The organism is Stenotrophomonas sp. CFBP8994 (assembly GCF_034044835.1).
GTDB classification, from domain to species: domain Bacteria; phylum Pseudomonadota; class Gammaproteobacteria; order Xanthomonadales; family Xanthomonadaceae; genus Stenotrophomonas; species Stenotrophomonas rhizophila_A.
This window is the reverse complement of record NZ_JAXCWT010000009.1, coordinates 61,499-76,776: the sequence shown is the minus strand read 5'-3', so window position 1 is coordinate 76,776 and position 15,278 is coordinate 61,499. Positions and strand designations below refer to the sequence as shown.

General features: G+C 66.7%; 13 protein-coding genes. 8 read left to right on the top strand and 5 right to left on the bottom strand.

The genetic code is table 11. The features are described 5' to 3' along the window. The first annotated feature begins 574 nt into the window (after nucleotides 1-574). The 3 genes from SOM39_RS18985 to SOM39_RS18975 all read left to right on the top strand — a co-directional run bounded on the left by SOM39_RS18985 (nucleotide 575) and on the right by SOM39_RS18975 (nucleotide 3,775). Nucleotides 575-1,087 (top strand): disulfide bond formation protein B, encoded by a 513-nt coding sequence (locus SOM39_RS18985; RefSeq protein ID WP_068849485.1) that lies wholly within the window; start codon nucleotides 575-577, stop codon nucleotides 1,085-1,087. A 31-nt stretch (nucleotides 1,088-1,118) separates the two neighbouring features. Beyond that, nucleotides 1,119-2,492, top strand: a complete 1,374-nt coding sequence (locus SOM39_RS18980) for a class II 3-deoxy-7-phosphoheptulonate synthase (RefSeq protein WP_320459233.1) — start codon at nucleotides 1,119-1,121, stop codon at nucleotides 2,490-2,492. A gap of 134 nt (nucleotides 2,493-2,626) precedes the next feature. Continuing rightward, nucleotides 2,627-3,775, top strand: coding sequence for a mechanosensitive ion channel domain-containing protein (locus SOM39_RS18975; protein WP_184124912.1), 1,149 nt, complete (start codon nucleotides 2,627-2,629; stop codon nucleotides 3,773-3,775). Nucleotides 3,776-3,837: 62 nt separating this feature from the next. Here SOM39_RS18975 and SOM39_RS18970 read toward each other — a convergent pair whose 3' ends face one another. From SOM39_RS18970 to typA, 3 genes are all read right to left on the bottom strand, one after another. After that, nucleotides 3,838-5,448 (bottom strand): amidase, encoded by a 1,611-nt coding sequence (locus SOM39_RS18970; protein WP_320459232.1) that lies wholly within the window; start codon nucleotides 5,446-5,448, stop codon nucleotides 3,838-3,840. Nucleotides 5,449-5,504: 56 nt separating this feature from the next. Beyond that, nucleotides 5,505-5,939, bottom strand: a complete 435-nt coding sequence (locus SOM39_RS18965; protein ID WP_221414303.1) for a DUF2127 domain-containing protein — start codon at nucleotides 5,937-5,939, stop codon at nucleotides 5,505-5,507. A gap of 61 nt (nucleotides 5,940-6,000) precedes the next feature. After that, complete coding sequence (typA, locus tag SOM39_RS18960) at nucleotides 6,001-7,848, bottom strand: translational GTPase TypA (protein WP_184124918.1); 1,848 nt, start codon at nucleotides 7,846-7,848, stop codon at nucleotides 6,001-6,003. 262 nt (nucleotides 7,849-8,110) lie between these two features. Here typA and SOM39_RS18955 point away from each other — a divergent pair, with 262 nt between their 5' ends. The 5 genes from SOM39_RS18955 to SOM39_RS18935 all read left to right on the top strand — a co-directional run bounded on the left by SOM39_RS18955 (nucleotide 8,111) and on the right by SOM39_RS18935 (nucleotide 13,932). Beyond that, nucleotides 8,111-8,605, top strand: a complete 495-nt coding sequence (locus SOM39_RS18955) for a peptidylprolyl isomerase (protein WP_095364522.1) — start codon at nucleotides 8,111-8,113, stop codon at nucleotides 8,603-8,605. A gap of 114 nt (nucleotides 8,606-8,719) precedes the next feature. Continuing rightward, nucleotides 8,720-9,706 (top strand): malate dehydrogenase, encoded by a 987-nt coding sequence (locus SOM39_RS18950; RefSeq protein WP_017355438.1) that lies wholly within the window; start codon nucleotides 8,720-8,722, stop codon nucleotides 9,704-9,706. A 490-nt stretch (nucleotides 9,707-10,196) separates the two neighbouring features. Further along, on the top strand, nucleotides 10,197-12,074 hold the full coding sequence (gene prpE, locus SOM39_RS18945) for a propionate--CoA ligase (protein WP_320459230.1): 1,878 nt from the start codon (nucleotides 10,197-10,199) through the stop codon (nucleotides 12,072-12,074). 223 nt (nucleotides 12,075-12,297) lie between these two features. Next, nucleotides 12,298-12,792, top strand: coding sequence for a hypothetical protein (locus tag SOM39_RS18940; RefSeq protein WP_068849505.1), 495 nt, complete (start codon nucleotides 12,298-12,300; stop codon nucleotides 12,790-12,792). A 66-nt stretch (nucleotides 12,793-12,858) separates the two neighbouring features. Then, entirely contained in the window at nucleotides 12,859-13,932 is a 1,074-nt protein-coding gene (locus SOM39_RS18935; RefSeq protein ID WP_320459229.1) for a suppressor of fused domain protein, read from the top strand. Between the two features lie 19 nt (nucleotides 13,933-13,951). Here the strand turns inward: SOM39_RS18935 and SOM39_RS18930 are convergent, their stop codons facing one another. After that, the gene (locus tag SOM39_RS18930) at nucleotides 13,952-14,563 is read right to left on the bottom strand and encodes a glutathione S-transferase N-terminal domain-containing protein (protein ID WP_217537658.1); all 612 of its coding nucleotides are present in this window, start codon (nucleotides 14,561-14,563) and stop codon (nucleotides 13,952-13,954) included. Between the two features lie 89 nt (nucleotides 14,564-14,652). After that, a complete protein-coding gene (locus tag SOM39_RS18925) occupies nucleotides 14,653-15,111 on the bottom strand; it encodes a cell wall hydrolase (protein WP_068849509.1) in 459 nt (152 codons plus the stop codon). Nucleotides 15,112-15,278: the final 167 nt, after the last annotated feature.

Genomic DNA, 15,278 nt, shown 5'->3' with positions numbered 1-15,278 from the left:
GTCTCTCATACCTTGGGTTATCTGTCTTGCCACGGGTCACCTCGATGCTTGGATTGATCCTATCGAGTGTCCAACCGGATTAGACCACCTCAACCCTTCCATGGGGGCTCTTACCAAACATCCATGTTTGGTAAAGCCCCCGCAAACCCACCCCGGCCGGGACCCCCGACACGTGGTCGGGGGCCAAAGGGCCAATCGGCCGGGCGTGGGAGGCTGGCGCCTGACATAGCCGGGCACGCCCGGCCCGGCTTCGCCAACGGTAGAGCCGGGCCTTCACCGGCTGCTGTTGTTCCCATGCGCACCGACCCACCGTCGGGGTCGCGACGGGGGCGGGTTTGCGGGGGCTTTGCGAAACATGGATGTTTCGCAAGAGCCCCCAAGGACGGGTTCACGGCGCCCCCCGCAAACCCGCACCCGGCGCGGCCGGGCAGTGGACCTCTCAGCCGTGCAGCTGTTAGCGCAAACCCTGAAACACACCATATGGCCTACTAAGCCGATGTACGGCAAACGGCCGCAGCCTACACCGCACAGCTCCCTGTTAATCTTGGCGTCTGGACTAACAAGAGTGTTGGCAATGAATCCATTGCGCTGGAATTACCGCGCCCAGTTCCTTCTGGGGTTCCTGGTGTGTGCTGGCCTGCTGGGCTATGCGATCTTCCTGCAGCTGAAGATGGGGCTGGAGCCGTGCCCGCTGTGCATCTTCCAGCGCATCGCCTTCGCCGCGCTTGGGTTGTTGTTCCTGATCGGCGCGCTGCATGGCCCGCGGGATCGGCCCGGGCGCATCACCTATGGCGTGCTGGCCTTCATTGCCGCCGCCGTGGGCATCGGAATTGCCGGGCGCCATGTGTACGTGCAGCTGCTGCCCCAGGACATGGGCTCGAGCTGTGGGCCGCCGCTGTCGTTCCTGAGCGAGACCATGGGGCCGTTTGAAGTGTTCCGTACCGTGCTTACCGGTACCGGCAACTGCGGCAACATCGACTGGCAGTTCCTGGGGCTGACCATGCCCATGTGGAGCCTGGTGTGGTTCACCGTGCTGGGCCTGTGGGCGCTGGTGGTGTCGTTCCGCCGTCCTGCCCGTCGCTACTGATCTTTCTTCTGCTGGTTTACTGGATATTCCGATGACTGCCTCCGACCGTGCCACCCCTTCCGCTTCGCTGCCGACCGACTGGTCGCCGGAGAGCTGGCGCGGCCGGCCCGCGCTGCAGATGCCGACGTATCCCGATCCGGTGGCGCTGGACGCGTCCTTGCACGAGCTCAAGCGGCTGCCGCCGCTGGTGACCTCCTGGGAGATCCTCTCGCTCAAGCAGCAGCTCGCCGAGGCGCAGGAAGGCAAGCGTTTCCTGCTGCAGGGCGGCGATTGCGCGGAGAACTTCAGCGACTGCGAGTCCACTACCATCTCCAACCGGCTCAAGGTGCTCCTGCAGATGAGCCTGGTGCTCGTGCACGGCATGCGCAAGCCGGTGATCCGCGTCGGCCGGTTCGCCGGGCAATATGCCAAGCCGCGTTCGGCCGATACTGAAACCCGCGATGGCGTGACCCTGCCCAGCTACCGTGGCGACGTGATCAACGCGCCCGAGTTCACCGAAGCCGCGCGCCTGCCCGATCCGCGCAGGATGCTGCAGGCCCACGCGCATTCGGCCATGACCATGAACTTCGTGCGTGCGCTGATCGATGGTGGCTTCGCCGACCTGCACCATCCCGAGTACTGGAACCTGGAGTGGGTGCGGCATTCGCCGCTGGCCACCGACTACCAGAAGATGGTCTCCTCCATCGGCGATGCCGTGCGCTTCATGGAGACCCTGTCCGGCGCGCAGGTGTACAACCTCAACCGGATCGACTTCTATACCTCGCACGAAGCGCTGCTGCTGCCGTATGAGCAGGCGCTCACCCGCCAGGTGCCGCGCCAGCATGGCTGGCTCAACCTGAGCACGCATTACCCGTGGATCGGCATGCGCACCGCCGCCCTCGATGGCGCCCACGTGGAGTACCTGCGCGGCGTGCGCAACCCCATTGCCATCAAGGTCGGCCCGTCCGTGCAGCCCGACCAGCTGCTGCGCCTGATCGACGTGCTCAATCCCGAAGACGAACCCGGCCGCCTGAGTTTCATCCATCGCATGGGGGCGGCACAGATCGCCCAGAAGCTGCCGCCGCTGCTGGAGGCGGTCAAGCGCGATGGTCGCCGCGTGCTGTGGGTGTGCGATGCCATGCACGGCAACACCGAGAGCACCAGCAACGGCTACAAGACCCGTCGCTTCGACAACGTGCGCAGTGAAGTGGAGCTGTCCTTCGACCTGCACGCAGCCGCCGGTACGCGGCTGGGCGGCGTGCACCTGGAGCTGACCGGGGAGGATGTCACCGAGTGCACCGGGGGCGCGCGCGAGCTCACCGAGCGCGACCTGGAGCGTGCCTACCGGTCCTCGGTGGATCCGCGCCTGAACTACGAGCAGTCGCTCGAGATTGCCATGGCCATCGTGCGCAAGCAGGGCGGCTGACCGGGTACGTCTTCGTGCCCTGCGTGGCTGGACCTCGTTCGGGCATCCTGAGGACACGCATGGCGTGTCACTACATGACGGTCATGTCGTGTTTGGCACGCTAGGGCTCCTTTGTGATCAACACGGGAGCGTGCATGCACGTGGATTGGCAGACGGCCGCCGCTTATCTCTGGCCGATCGGGATCGCGCTGGCGATCGGTCTCACCGGATGGTGGGCGCTGATGTTGCTGACCCGCCGCCTCAAGGGGCGCGACTACCGCCGTGCGCGCATCGCGCGCGTGATCAGCCGGCCGCTGGCGTTCGCGCTGCCGATGCTGGTGCTGATTCCCGCACTGGAAGCCACCCCGCTGGACGGGCGCTGGCTGGATCAGTCGCTGCGGCTGCTGCATATCGGGTTGACGGCGTGCTTCATCTGGCTGCTGGTGCGCGCGGTGGCTGCCGGCGAGCAGGCGATCCTGCGTGACCACCCGATGGAAGTGGCCGACAACCTGGCCGCCCGCCGCATCCAGACCCAGACCCGCGTGCTCAGCCGCGTGCTGATGGGCGCCATCATCCTGGTCGGCGCCTCGATGGTGCTGCTGACCTTCCCGATGGTGCGCCAGATCGGCACCGCACTGCTGGCCTCGGCCGGCATCATCGGCCTGGTCGCCGGCATCGCCGCCAAGCCGGTGTTCGGCAACCTGATCGCCGGCCTGCAGATCGCGCTGACCCAGCCGATCCGGCTCGATGACGTGGTGATCGTCGAAGGCGAATGGGGCCGGGTGGAAGAGATCGGCAGCAGTTACGTGGTGGTGCGGATCTGGGACGAGCGGCGCATGGTGGTGCCGTTGACCTGGTTCATCGAGAATCCATTCCAGAACTGGACCCGGCGCAGCGCCGACCTGCTGGGCACCGCGTTCCTGTGGCTGGACTATCGGGCGCCGATCGCGGCGATCCGCACCGAGCTCGAGCGCATCTGCAAGGGCGAAGCGTTGTGGGATGGCCGCGTCTGCGTCACCCAGGTGACGGAAACCACCGATCACACCCTGCAGGTGCGCCTGCTGGTCAGTGCGCGCAATTCCGGCGACGCCTTCGACCTGCGCTGCATCGTGCGCGAACGCATGCTCGACTTCCTCGCCCGTGAACATCCGCAGGCGCTGCCCCGCACGCGCGCCGAACTCCTCGAGCGCCCCGATCCGCCCACGCGCACCCCGCGCTCGCAGCCCGCCGACGACGTGCGCTCACCCGGCGCCGAAGACGGCCCCCCGGCGGTGGTCCCGGTCGAAGACCCCACGGTGGGTTGATCCCGATCCCAATGCGCCCGTAAAAATTCGTAGCCCCGGCCGTTGGCCGGACCGCAGCCAACCTACGGCAACAACGCCTGCGTCCCGAACCGCGGCGGACGCCGGGCCCGGGTGCGCTGCTCATAGTCGTACGCCAGCTCGATCAGCTTCGGCTCGCTCCAGGCCGTGCCCATGAACAACAGCCCCAAGGGCAGTCCGTTCACGTGCGCCATCGGCACGGTCAGGCTCGGGTAGCCGGCCACGGCGGCGGCGCTGTAGCTGCCGCCGGGGAAGTCATCGCCGTGGCCGGTACGGATCGGCCATGCGGTGCCCGTGGTGGGCGCCACCAGGGCGTCCAGGCGCTCGGCCTTGAGCACCGCGTCGATCCCCTCGGGGCCGGCCAGGCGGCGCGCCTGGGTGCGTGCAGCGATGTACTCGGGGCTGCCCAGGCCGCCGGCCTGCGCGGCCGTCTCCATCAGATCCTGCCCGAACAGCACCAGCTCCTTGTCGGCATGGGTACGGTTGAAGGCGATGATCGCGTCCAGGTCGCGCACCGGGGCCTGGTGGCGGGTGAGGTAGCGCTGCATGCCGGCTTTGAACTCGTGCAGCAGCACCAGGCGTTCGGCGTCTTCCCACTGCCCCTCGGTAGGCAGCTGCACCGGTACCACCACGGCGCCGGCATCGCGCAGCACGCCGATCGCGTGCTGCAGGGCGGGGGCGACCCCGGGCTGCTGGTCCAGCGCGCCGTGCAGGACGCCGATCCGGGCGCCGCGCAGGCCGTCCGGATTCAGCCGCGCGGTGTAGTCATACACCGCCCGCCCGGGCATGGTCGCCGTGGCCGGGTCGGCGTCGTCGCGGCCGGCCATCGCCGTCAACAGGGCGGCGGCATCGGCCACGCTGCGGGTGATCGGGCCGGCGGTGTCCTGGCTGAAGGAAATCGGCACGATGCCATCGCGGCTGACCAGCCCGACCGTGGGCTTGAGCCCGACCACGCCGTTCACCGCAGCCGGGCAGACGATGCTGCCGTCGGTCTCGGTACCCACCGCGGCGGCTGCCAGGTTGGCCGCCACCGCCACCGCGCTTCCACTGCTGGAGCCGCACGGGTTGTGGCTGAGCCGGTAGGGATTCCGGGTCTGGCCGCCACGCGCGCTCCAGCCGGAAATCGACTGGCTGGAACGGAAGTTCGCCCATTCGCTGAGATTGGTCTTGCCCAGGATCAGCGCGCCGGCCGCGCGCAGCCGGGTGACCAGGAACGCATCGTCGGGGCGGAACCCGGCCAGTGCCAGCGAACCGGCGCTGGTGCCCATCGGGCGTGCCCCGATGTTGTCCTTGAGCAGCAGCGGAATGCCGTGCAGGGGGCCGCGCAGCTGCCCGCGGCGGCGTTCGGCATCCAGTGCCGCCGCTTCCTTCAGGGCATCCGGATTGAGCTCCAGCACGGCGTTGAGGCGCGGGCCGGCGCGGTCGAGCCGGGCGATCCGTTCCAGGTAGGCGCGGGTCAGGGTGACGCTGTCCAGCTCGCCAGCGGCCATCGCCGCCTGCAGCTGGACGATATCGGTTTCGGCGTAGGCGAACGGCGTATCGCGTGGGGCCGCGGACGCGGCGGCATGTGCCTGGTTGAACAAGGGCACGGGCGAGGGCGAGCAGCCTGCCAGCAGTGCGATGGCCAACACGAGCGATGTCAGTGGCGCGCGCATCTGTGTATCCCCGGAACCAGCGCTCAGGCTAACCAGCGCTCCGCACGCTTGGCAACTCACGCCGGCGGTTGGGCCGGGCCGTGACGCTTGCGGATGTCGCGGGCGAGGACGCCGACCACGATGAGGTTGATCACCAGCACCGACCACGAGGCCCAGCCCGGGTGGCGGATGATCGCGAAAATGTCGAACGGCAGGTAGATGCCGGCGGTGACGCAGCCCAGCCAGGATGCCCAGGCTTTGGCGCGCCAGAGGCCCCAGGCCTCGAAGAGATGCAGGATGCCGTAGGCAACCATGGCCGCAGCGGCCAGATGGACGGCATCGGGGCTGATCATGTTGAGCAGCGAGGGCAGGGTGCCGTGATCCGGGTCCAGGCTGAAACGCCGGATCAGGGCATTGACCCCATCACGCAGTGGCTGCGGGCCGAGCACTTCCAGCCCGGTAGCCGCCAACAGCGCCAGGACCGCCTTGCTGGCTTCCAGCAAGGCGATCATGTGAAGTCCCGGATGCTTGTGAGGATCCGGGTTGTAGGCCGTGTCGGTCACAAGGGTCCGATCAGCCGCCGCGCGAGGCCTTCTTGCGGTCGCTTTCGGTCAGGAACTTCTTGCGCAGACGGATTTCCTTGGGCGTGATTTCGACCAGTTCGTCGTCTTCGATGAAGTCCAGGGCCTGCTCCAGCGAGTACTTGATCGCCGGGGTCAGCTGGATCGCGTCGTCCTTGCCCGAAGCGCGCATGTTGGTCAGCGGCTTGGTCTTGATCGCGTTGACGGTCAGGTCGTTGTCCTTGGAGTGGATACCGATCAGCTGGCCTTCGTACACGTTGTCGCCTTCAGCAGCGAACAGCTTGCCGCGTTCCTGCAGCGGCCCCAGCGAGTACGCGGGGGTGGCGCCCGGGGCGTTGGCGATCATCACGCCGTTCTGGCGCTTGGCGATGGCGCCCTGTTCCTTCGGGCCGTAATGGTCGAACACGTGGAACAGCAGGCCCGAACCCTGGGTCAGGGTCTTGAACTCGTTCTGGAAGCCGATCAGGCCACGGGCCGGGATCATGTATTCCAGGCGCACACGGCCCTTGCCGTCCGGCTCCATGTTCTTCAGCTGGCCCTTGCGGGTGCCCAGCTTTTCCATCACGCCGCCCTGGTGCACTTCTTCAACGTCCACCACCAGCTGCTCGATCGGCTCCATGGCCTGGCCGTCGATCTGCTTGATGATCACTTCCGGGCGCGACACGGCCAGCTCGTAGCCTTCGCGACGCATGTTCTCGATCAGCACCGACAGGTGCAGTTCGCCACGGCCGGAGACCAGGAACTTGTCGGCGTCTTCCAGCTGTTCCACCTTCAGGGCCACGTTGTGGACCTGTTCGCGGTCCAGGCGGTCCTTGATCTGGCGGCTGGTCAGGAACTTGCCACCGGACAGGTCCTTGTTGCCGGCAAACGGCGAGTTGTTGACCTGGAAGGTCATCGAGATGGTCGGCTCGTCGACGGTCAGCGCCGGCAGTGCTTCCGGGGTGTCCGGGTGGCACAGGGTGTCGGAGATGGTCAGCTCCGGAATGCCCGAGATGGCGACGATGTCGCCGGCTTCGGCCGTTTCCTGCTCGATGCGCTCCAAGCCCAGGAAGCCCAGCACCTGGGCGACCTTGCCGTTGCGCTTCTTGCCTTCACGGTCGATCACCGCGACCTGCATGTTCTTCTTCAGGGTGCCGCGCTGGATGCGGCCGATGCCGATCACGCCCACGAAGTTGTTGTAGTCCAGCTGGCTGATGCGCATCTGGAACGGACCTTCCGGGTCCACTTCCGGCTTCGGCGCGTGCTGCATGATCGCTTCGTACAGCGGGGTCATGTCGCCATCGCGCACGCTGTCTTCCAGACCGGCGTAGCCGTTCAGGGCCGAGGCGTAGACGATCGGGAAGTCGAGCTGTTCATTGGTGGCGCCGAGCTTGTCGAACAGGTCGAAGACCTGGTCGATCACCCAATCCGGACGCGAGCCCGGGCGGTCGACCTTGTTGACCACCACGATCGGCTTGAAGCCCATCGCGAAGGCCTTCTGGGTGACGAAGCGGGTCTGCGGCATCGGGCCGTCCATCGCGTCGACCAGGATCAGCACGGTGTCCACCATCGACAGCACGCGCTCCACTTCACCGCCGAAGTCGGCGTGTCCGGGGGTGTCGACGATGTTGATGCGGTTCTTGACGCCGGTGCGCTTGTCTTCCCAGGTGATGGCCGTGTTCTTGGCCAGGATCGTGATGCCACGCTCCTTTTCCTGGTCGTTGCTGTCCATCACGCGCTCGGCGAGCACGGTGCGCTCGGAGAGGGTGCCGGACTGCTTCAGCAGCTGGTCCACAAGGGTGGTCTTACCGTGGTCGACGTGGGCGACGATGGCGATGTTGCGAAGATTTTCGATAGACATGCGAAAGGGGGCCAGTCGGCGCCGGATTTGGAAAAAGAAGTCCATCATTATACGGCTTTGATGGCCAAACGCGAAAACAACCTTTGGCCTATTCAGGATGCCCCTGCCTGCGTGGCCTTCGCGCGTTCAGGAAAAGCGTCTCCCGGCTGGCGCGGTGAAGACCGGGCGCGTGGCGACGCGTTCGTCAAACTGGCGCACGCGGGTCAGGGGGCGCGGTGTATCCTTACGGGCTGACGACAACCCCCGAATATCAAGGATCCTCATGTCCCTCATCGCCACTTTCGACACCACCCAGGGCCCGATCAAGGTCGAGCTGTTCGCCGACAAGGCGCCGCTGACCGTCGCCAACTTCGTGAACCTGGTCCAGAAGGGCTTCTATGACGGCCTGATCTTCCACCGCGTGATCCCCGATTTCATGATCCAGGGCGGTTGCCCCAAGGGCCAGGGCACCGGCGGCCCGGGCTACAAGTTCGAAGACGAGAAGAACGGCGTGAAGCACCAGGTCGGTTCGCTGTCCATGGCCAATGCCGGCCCGAACACCAACGGCAGCCAGTTCTTCATCACCCACATCAAGACCGACTGGCTGGACGGCAAGCACACCGTGTTCGGCCAGGTGCTGGATGGCCAGGCCATCGTGGACTCGGTCAAGCAGGGCGACGTGATCCATTCGATCACCCTGGAAGGCGACACCGACGCCGTGCTGGCCGCCCAGGCCGACCGCGTGGCCGAGTGGAACAAGCTGATCCCGGCCAGGTAATTCCCTTTCAACGGCCTCCCTCGCGGGAGGCCGTTGCGCATTTCCGGCCGCCCCGCCAGGTTTCTCCCCGCCCGGTGGCCACTCCCACACAGCTTCTTAGCAGAGGAAATCCCCATGAAAGCACCTGTTCGTGTTGCCGTGACCGGCGCCGCCGGCCAGATCGGCTACGCCCTGCTGTTCCGCATCGCCTCCGGCGAAATGCTGGGCAAGGACCAGCCGGTCATCCTGCAGCTGCTCGAGCTGCCGGTCGACAAGGCCCAGGCCGCCCTGCGCGGCGTGATGATGGAACTGGAAGACTGCGCGTTCCCGCTGCTGGCCGGCATGGTCGGCACCGATGACGCCGAAGTGGCGTTCAAGGATGCCGACATCGCCCTGCTGGTCGGCGCGCGTCCGCGCGGCCCTGGCATGGAGCGCAAGGACCTGCTGCTGGAAAACGCCAAGATCTTCACCGCGCAGGGCGCGGCGCTGAACAAGGTCGCCAGCCGCAACGTGAAGGTGCTGGTGGTCGGCAACCCGGCCAACACCAATGCCTACATCGCCATGAAGTCGGCGCCGGACCTGAACCCGCGCAACTTCACCGCCATGCTGCGCCTGGATCACAACCGTGCGCTGAGCCAGCTGTCGTCCAAGTTGGGCAAGTCGGTGGGTGGCATCGAAAAGCTGGTCGTGTGGGGCAACCACAGCCCGACCATGTACCCGGACTACCGTTTCGCCACCGCCGACGGTGCCTCCGTCGCCGATGCGATCAACGACCAGGAATGGAATGCCGGTACCTTCATTCCGACCGTGGGCAAGCGCGGCGCGGCGATCATCGAAGCCCGTGGCTCGTCCTCGGCGGCCTCGGCCGCCAATGCCGCCATCGACCACGTGCGCGACTGGGTGCTGGGCAGCAACGGCAAGTGGGTGACCATGGGCGTGCCGTCCGACGGTTCCTACGGCATCCCGGAAGGCGTGATCTTCGGCTTTGCGGTGACCACCGAAAACGGTGAGTACACCCTGGTCAAGGACCTGCCGGTCGACGACTTCAGCCAGAAGTACATCGACAAGACCCTGGCCGAGCTGGAAGAAGAGCGCGCCGGCGTCGCCCACCTGCTGGGTTGATCGCTTGGGTGCCAACCGATGGTTGGCACCCGGTCAGAAAAAACGCCGGGCTTGCCCGGCGTTTTTTTTCTCTTCGATCACCTTCATCGTGCGCGTTGAGGGCCCCGCCGCGGCCGGCAGGCCCCTGTGCAAATGTCCCCCGGCCGACGCCCTTCGGCGACGACCTCCTCCTTTACTTTACCAGGAGCCTGCCGGCCGCGACGGGGCTCGGCTTGCGGTACGCGCGAGTAAAAGCCGAAGTCATGGTGCAACGCCGGTGGATCGAGTGCCGGGGTGGCATACCCTTGGAGGCGAAGTAAAGGAGGAGGTGTCGGCCTCCGGCCGACGCCGGGGGACATTCGCCGGAAAGGGTATGCCGCCCCGGCGCTCGATTCACCGGCAACCGCGTCTGCTCAATAACGCGCACGCGTACCGTACGACCAAGGTCGGGCAGTTCAGTCGCCGCCATCGGACTATGCTCGATCCCATGACTTTGTCTGGGAGGGCTGTCATGCGTTACGAAGAGGTTTACCGTCGGTCGGTGGAAGAACCCGAAGCGTTCTGGGCCGAGGAAGCGCACCGGATCTACTGGCATGTACCGCCGCAGCAGATCCTGGATTACAGCAACCCGCCATTCCGGCGCTGGTACGTGGGTGGCCAGACCAACCTCTGCTACAACGCGGTGGACCGGCACCTGGCCGAGCGCCCCGACCAGCTGGCGCTGGTGGCCATTTCCACCGAGACCAACGTCACCCGCGAGATCACCTACCGCGAGCTGTACCGCGAAGTGAATGCGTTCGCCGCCGTGCTGCAGCGGCTGGATGTGCAGCGCGGCGACCGCGTGGTGATCTACATGCCGAACATGGCCGAGGCGGTCTTCGCCATGCTGGCCTGCGCCCGCATCGGCGCCATCCACTCGGTGGTGTTCGGTGGGTTTGCCGCGCACAACCTGGCGCTGCGCATCGACGATGCCGCGCCCAAGCTGCTGATCGCCGCCGATGCCGGCAAGCGCGGCGGCAAGGTGATTCCATACAAGGCGATGGTGGATGCGGCCTGCGCCGAAGCGCAGTCGCCGCCGCCGCACGTGCTGATCGTCTCGCGCGGGCTGGACCCGGCCGAGCCGAAGGTGCCGGGCCGCGACGTCGACTACGCGACCCTGCGCGACGAAGTCGGCGACCAGGACGTGCCGGTGGTGTGGCTGGAATCGAGCGAGCCCAGCTACCTGCTGTACACCTCCGGCACCACCGGCAAGCCCAAGGGTGTGCAGCGCGACGTGGGCGGCTATGCGGTGGCGATGGCGCAGTCCATGGAAACCGTGTTCGACTGCAAGCCGGGCCAGGTGATGTTCTCCACCTCGGACGTCGGCTGGGCGGTGGGGCATTCCTATAACGTCTACGGCCCTCTGATCGGCGGCTGCACCTCGCTGTTGTACGAAGGGCTGCCCACCAACCCGGATCCGGGCATCTGGTGGGCGCTGTGCGAGCAGTACGGCGTGCGCACGTTGTTCTCGTCGCCGACCGCGATCCGTGTACTGAAGAAGCACGATGCCGACTTCATCCGTCGCCACGACCTGGACGCGTTGAAGTATGTATTCCTGGCCGGCGAGCCACTGGACGAACCCACCGCGCACTGGATCAACGATGCGCTGGGCAAGCCGATCATCGACAACTACTGGCAGACCGAAACCGGCTGGCCGGCGCTGACCCTGCTGCCGGGCGTGGACCTCAAGCCGGTGCGTTTCGGTTCGCCGGGCTTCCCCAACCTCGGTTACCGCATGAAGGTGATCGATGAGAACACCGGCGCCGAAGTGCAGGCCGGGCAGAAGGGCGTGCTGGTGATGGTGCCGCCGCTGCCGCCGGGCTGCATGAGCACGGTCTGGAACGACGACGACCGTTTCATCCAGAGCTATTTCAGCCACTTCAAGGAACTGCTGTACAGCTCGCTGGACTGGGCGATCCGCGACGAAGACGGCTACACCTTCATCCTTGGGCGCACCGACGATGTGATCAACGTGGCCGGGCACCGGCTGGGCACGCGGGAGATCGAGGAATGCATCTCCGGTCACCCGCTGGTGGCCGAAGCGGCGGTGATCGGGGTCAAGGACGAACTCAAGGGCCAGGTGCCGCTGGTGTTCGTCACCCTCAAGCAGGCAGTGGACGGCGACGGCAGCGCGGTGGTGGCCGAGATGATGAAGCGCGTGACCGAAACCTTGGGCGCGGTCGCGCGCCCGGCGCACATCCACCTGGTCAACGCCTTGCCCAAGACCCGCTCGGGCAAGCTGCTGCGCCGTTCACTGCAGGCCCTGGCCGAACACCGCGACCCGGGCGACCTGTCCACCCTGGACGACCCCGGCGCGCTGGACGAGATCCGCCGGGCGCTGGGGCGGTAACTCCCTCCGACGTCCAGCGACCGTGTCCCGTGCTGCGGTGCATTATCCGCCGCGCGGGACCTCGGTTAAGCTGCGGGGGTGATCGTTGTGGGTCCGATGCGCGACACGCCGGGGATGGCGTGCGCGGCCCGGGCTGCTGTCTGGACGACCGCAAGGGGGCGTATGGGTTCCGGTAACCGCCGGGGAGCGTGCGTGCAGGGGGACCAGGTAACAGGGGGAACACATGGCGTACATCCATGCCAAGACGGCCGCTGGCCGTCAGGAAATCGAAGACCGCGCGCGCCGGCTGGTGCCGGGGTTGCGCTCCATTCTGCTGATGGTTGATGGTCAGCGCGATGACAACGAATTGACCGCGATGTTGCCCGGGCTGCGCGCGCCGGACGATGCGCTGGCCCAGCTGGCGGAGATGGGCCTGATCGAAGTGGTCGGTGGTGCGCTGGCGCCAGCCGCGCCACGGGCGCTGACCTCCGGTCGCGAACAGGACCCGGTGCTGTACAAGCAGCTGTATGACTGGATGAGCGAATCGGTCCGCAGACATCTCGGCCTGAAGGGCTACTTCATGCAGCTCAAGATCGAGCGTTGTACCGATGCGGCCAGCCTGGAAAAACTGTGGCCGGAGATGGCCGCCGCCGTGTCCAAGGCGAAGAGTCCCGCGTTGGCCAACCGCTGGCTGGAGGAAACCCGCGCGCTGCTGCACAGCGATGCGCAGCCCGCCTGACGACGGCGGCGCGGCGCAGCGTTGATGGCGTACATTGGCGTCTTTCCGGGGCGCCAGGAGCAGCGCGTGGACGAACAACACATCGACAACAGCCTCGACACCGGCAACGACGACGGTACCCCGGGCTGGGACGCCATCAACGCGGCCCTGGCCGCGCTGTACCCCGGGCAGGCGCCGCGCCATTACGGCACCGCGCTGCCGTACACGCTGGGTGGGCGCGACCCGCTCGATGGCATCAGCGTGTACCGCGCCGAGCTGCCGCGCCCGCACTGGCATTTCGTCACCTACGGTTTCTCCGAGCTGTACGACAAGCAGAGCGATGACGCTGACAGCAGCGGCTTCGGCTTCGAGCTCACCTTCCGCCTGGCCATCGACAGCGGCGATGACACCCCGCCGGCATGGCCGATGAACCTGCTGCAGAACCTGGCGCGCTACGTGTTCGGCAGCGGCAACGTGTTCGAGGCCGGGCACCACATGAATGCCAACGGTCCGATCGCGCTGGATACCGATACCTGCCTGCGCCACCTGGCCTTCATGCCCGATCCGCAGCTGCCGGCGCGGGCCACGCCCAATGGTGAACTGGCGTTCCTGCAGGTGATCGGGCTGAGCGACGACGAGATGGCGGCGATCAAGCGCTGGTCGACCGACGGGGTGCTGCAGGCATTGGCGCCGCGCATGCCGCTGTGGATCACCGACCTGCACCGTGCCAGCCTGCTGGATGACCCGGCGCTGGTAAGGCAACTGCAGGAAGGCAGCGAACGCGAAGGGTCCAGTACCGCGGTCCTGTTCGTGGAGACCCTGGCGTGGCGCGAAGAAGGCAACCAGGTCGTGCTGGTACTGGGTGCGGGGCAGGTGCCCAATGTGCTTGAACTGCTGCCGCTGCGCTTGCGCCATGGCAATCCGTTGACCATCGTCAGCCGCGAACACGAGTGGGTGTTCGCCCCCGGTGACCGCGATGCTGTCGCCAAGGACGGGGAGGGCATGCGCTGCACGCTGACTGCGCAGGGCCTGGATGCGCTGGAGCAGCAGGTGCAGGCTGGGCGCGGGCGCTATCCCGTACCGGGGACGGCGCTGGTGGTGGAAGTGGTGCCGACCGCACTGCGCGATGCGCAGGGCAACGTGGTGCGCGAGATCGGCTGATCGCGCGCACCACATTCGTTTATTGCAGGCCTTCGGCCTTCAGCGCGGCCTGCACGCCGGTGTCGGCGTCCATCCGGGTCTTGAACGCAGCCAGGTTGTCCAGGCCGGTGAGGTCGACCTTGGCACCGGCTGCCCAGCGCAGGGTGATGTAGAAGTAGGCGTCGGCGTAGCTGCGGAAGCCGGCCAGCCAGGGCTTGTCGGCCAGCTGGCGGTTGGCGGTCTCGAACAGGCCGCGCAGGCGCTTGCGGGCGGCGTCGCGGATCGCGTCGTACTGGCTGTCATCGGCGATGAACTTGGCCGGTGCGAACAGCGGCGAGAACGCCGGGTGCACGTCCGAGTTGACGAAGGCCAGCCAGCGGTTGGCTTCAGCGCGCTGCTGCGGGCTGCCGTCGCCGCCCAGGCCGGCCTGCGGGTAGCTGTCGGCGATGTAGCCCATGATGGCCGCGTTCTGGGTCAGCACGAAGCTGCCGTCCACGATGGTCGGCACCGAGCCGGCCGGATTGATCGCAAGATAGGCCGGGGCCTTCAGGGTGTCCTTGTCGAGCAGTTCCACCTCGAACGGCTGGCCGGTCCACTGCAGGGCGATGTGGTCGGCGGTGGAGCAGGCACCGGGCTTGCTGTACAGCTTCATGGGGAACTCCGTCGGGATGCAGGAAAGGTAAGCGGCCCACTATTCCAGAGCCGGCCCCGCATCCTCAACGGTATGGCCGTAACAGATCGTTACGACGCGCGTGGCTTGAGTTTCTGCACGCGATAGAACGTATGGTCGCCGATGGTGGCCACCTGGTAGGCATTGCGCCAGCTGGGGCTGGCGATGGACAGCGCGGCGAAGTGGCTGGCACCGGGCACGATCTCCTTGCGCTCGCCTTCCGGCAGCGCCCAGTTGCGCTCGGCATCAAAAGCCACGGTCATGGCTTCTTCCCACGCATCGGTGTTGCCCAGCTGGGTGCCCGGCGCCACGATGGTCGGAGCGAACTGCTTGCGCGCGGTGACCACCTTGCACATCGAATCGCCCCACAGCCCGCTGTCCAGCCGGCGCAGCGCCACTTCCGCAACGGCTTGCTGGCCGCGCAGGGTCTGGTCACGCGCTTCGAGGTAGACGGTCGTGCTCAAGCACAGCGAATCGGCGGCCGGCTGGGGCAACAACTGCGACAGCCAGAGAATCCAGGCCAGTTTCATAAATCTCCTTGCTCCGTATGGGCCGCACCTGGCTGTCCATCCGATCAACGGGATGGGGCGGGGTGTACGACTTGGCGTCATGGGGAGGCGGCCATCGGGGCCGCCCGGGAGCGGCACCCGAAAGACGTGGGGGCCGCGCGCTCACTCGAACTGGGTGGTGAGCGGGA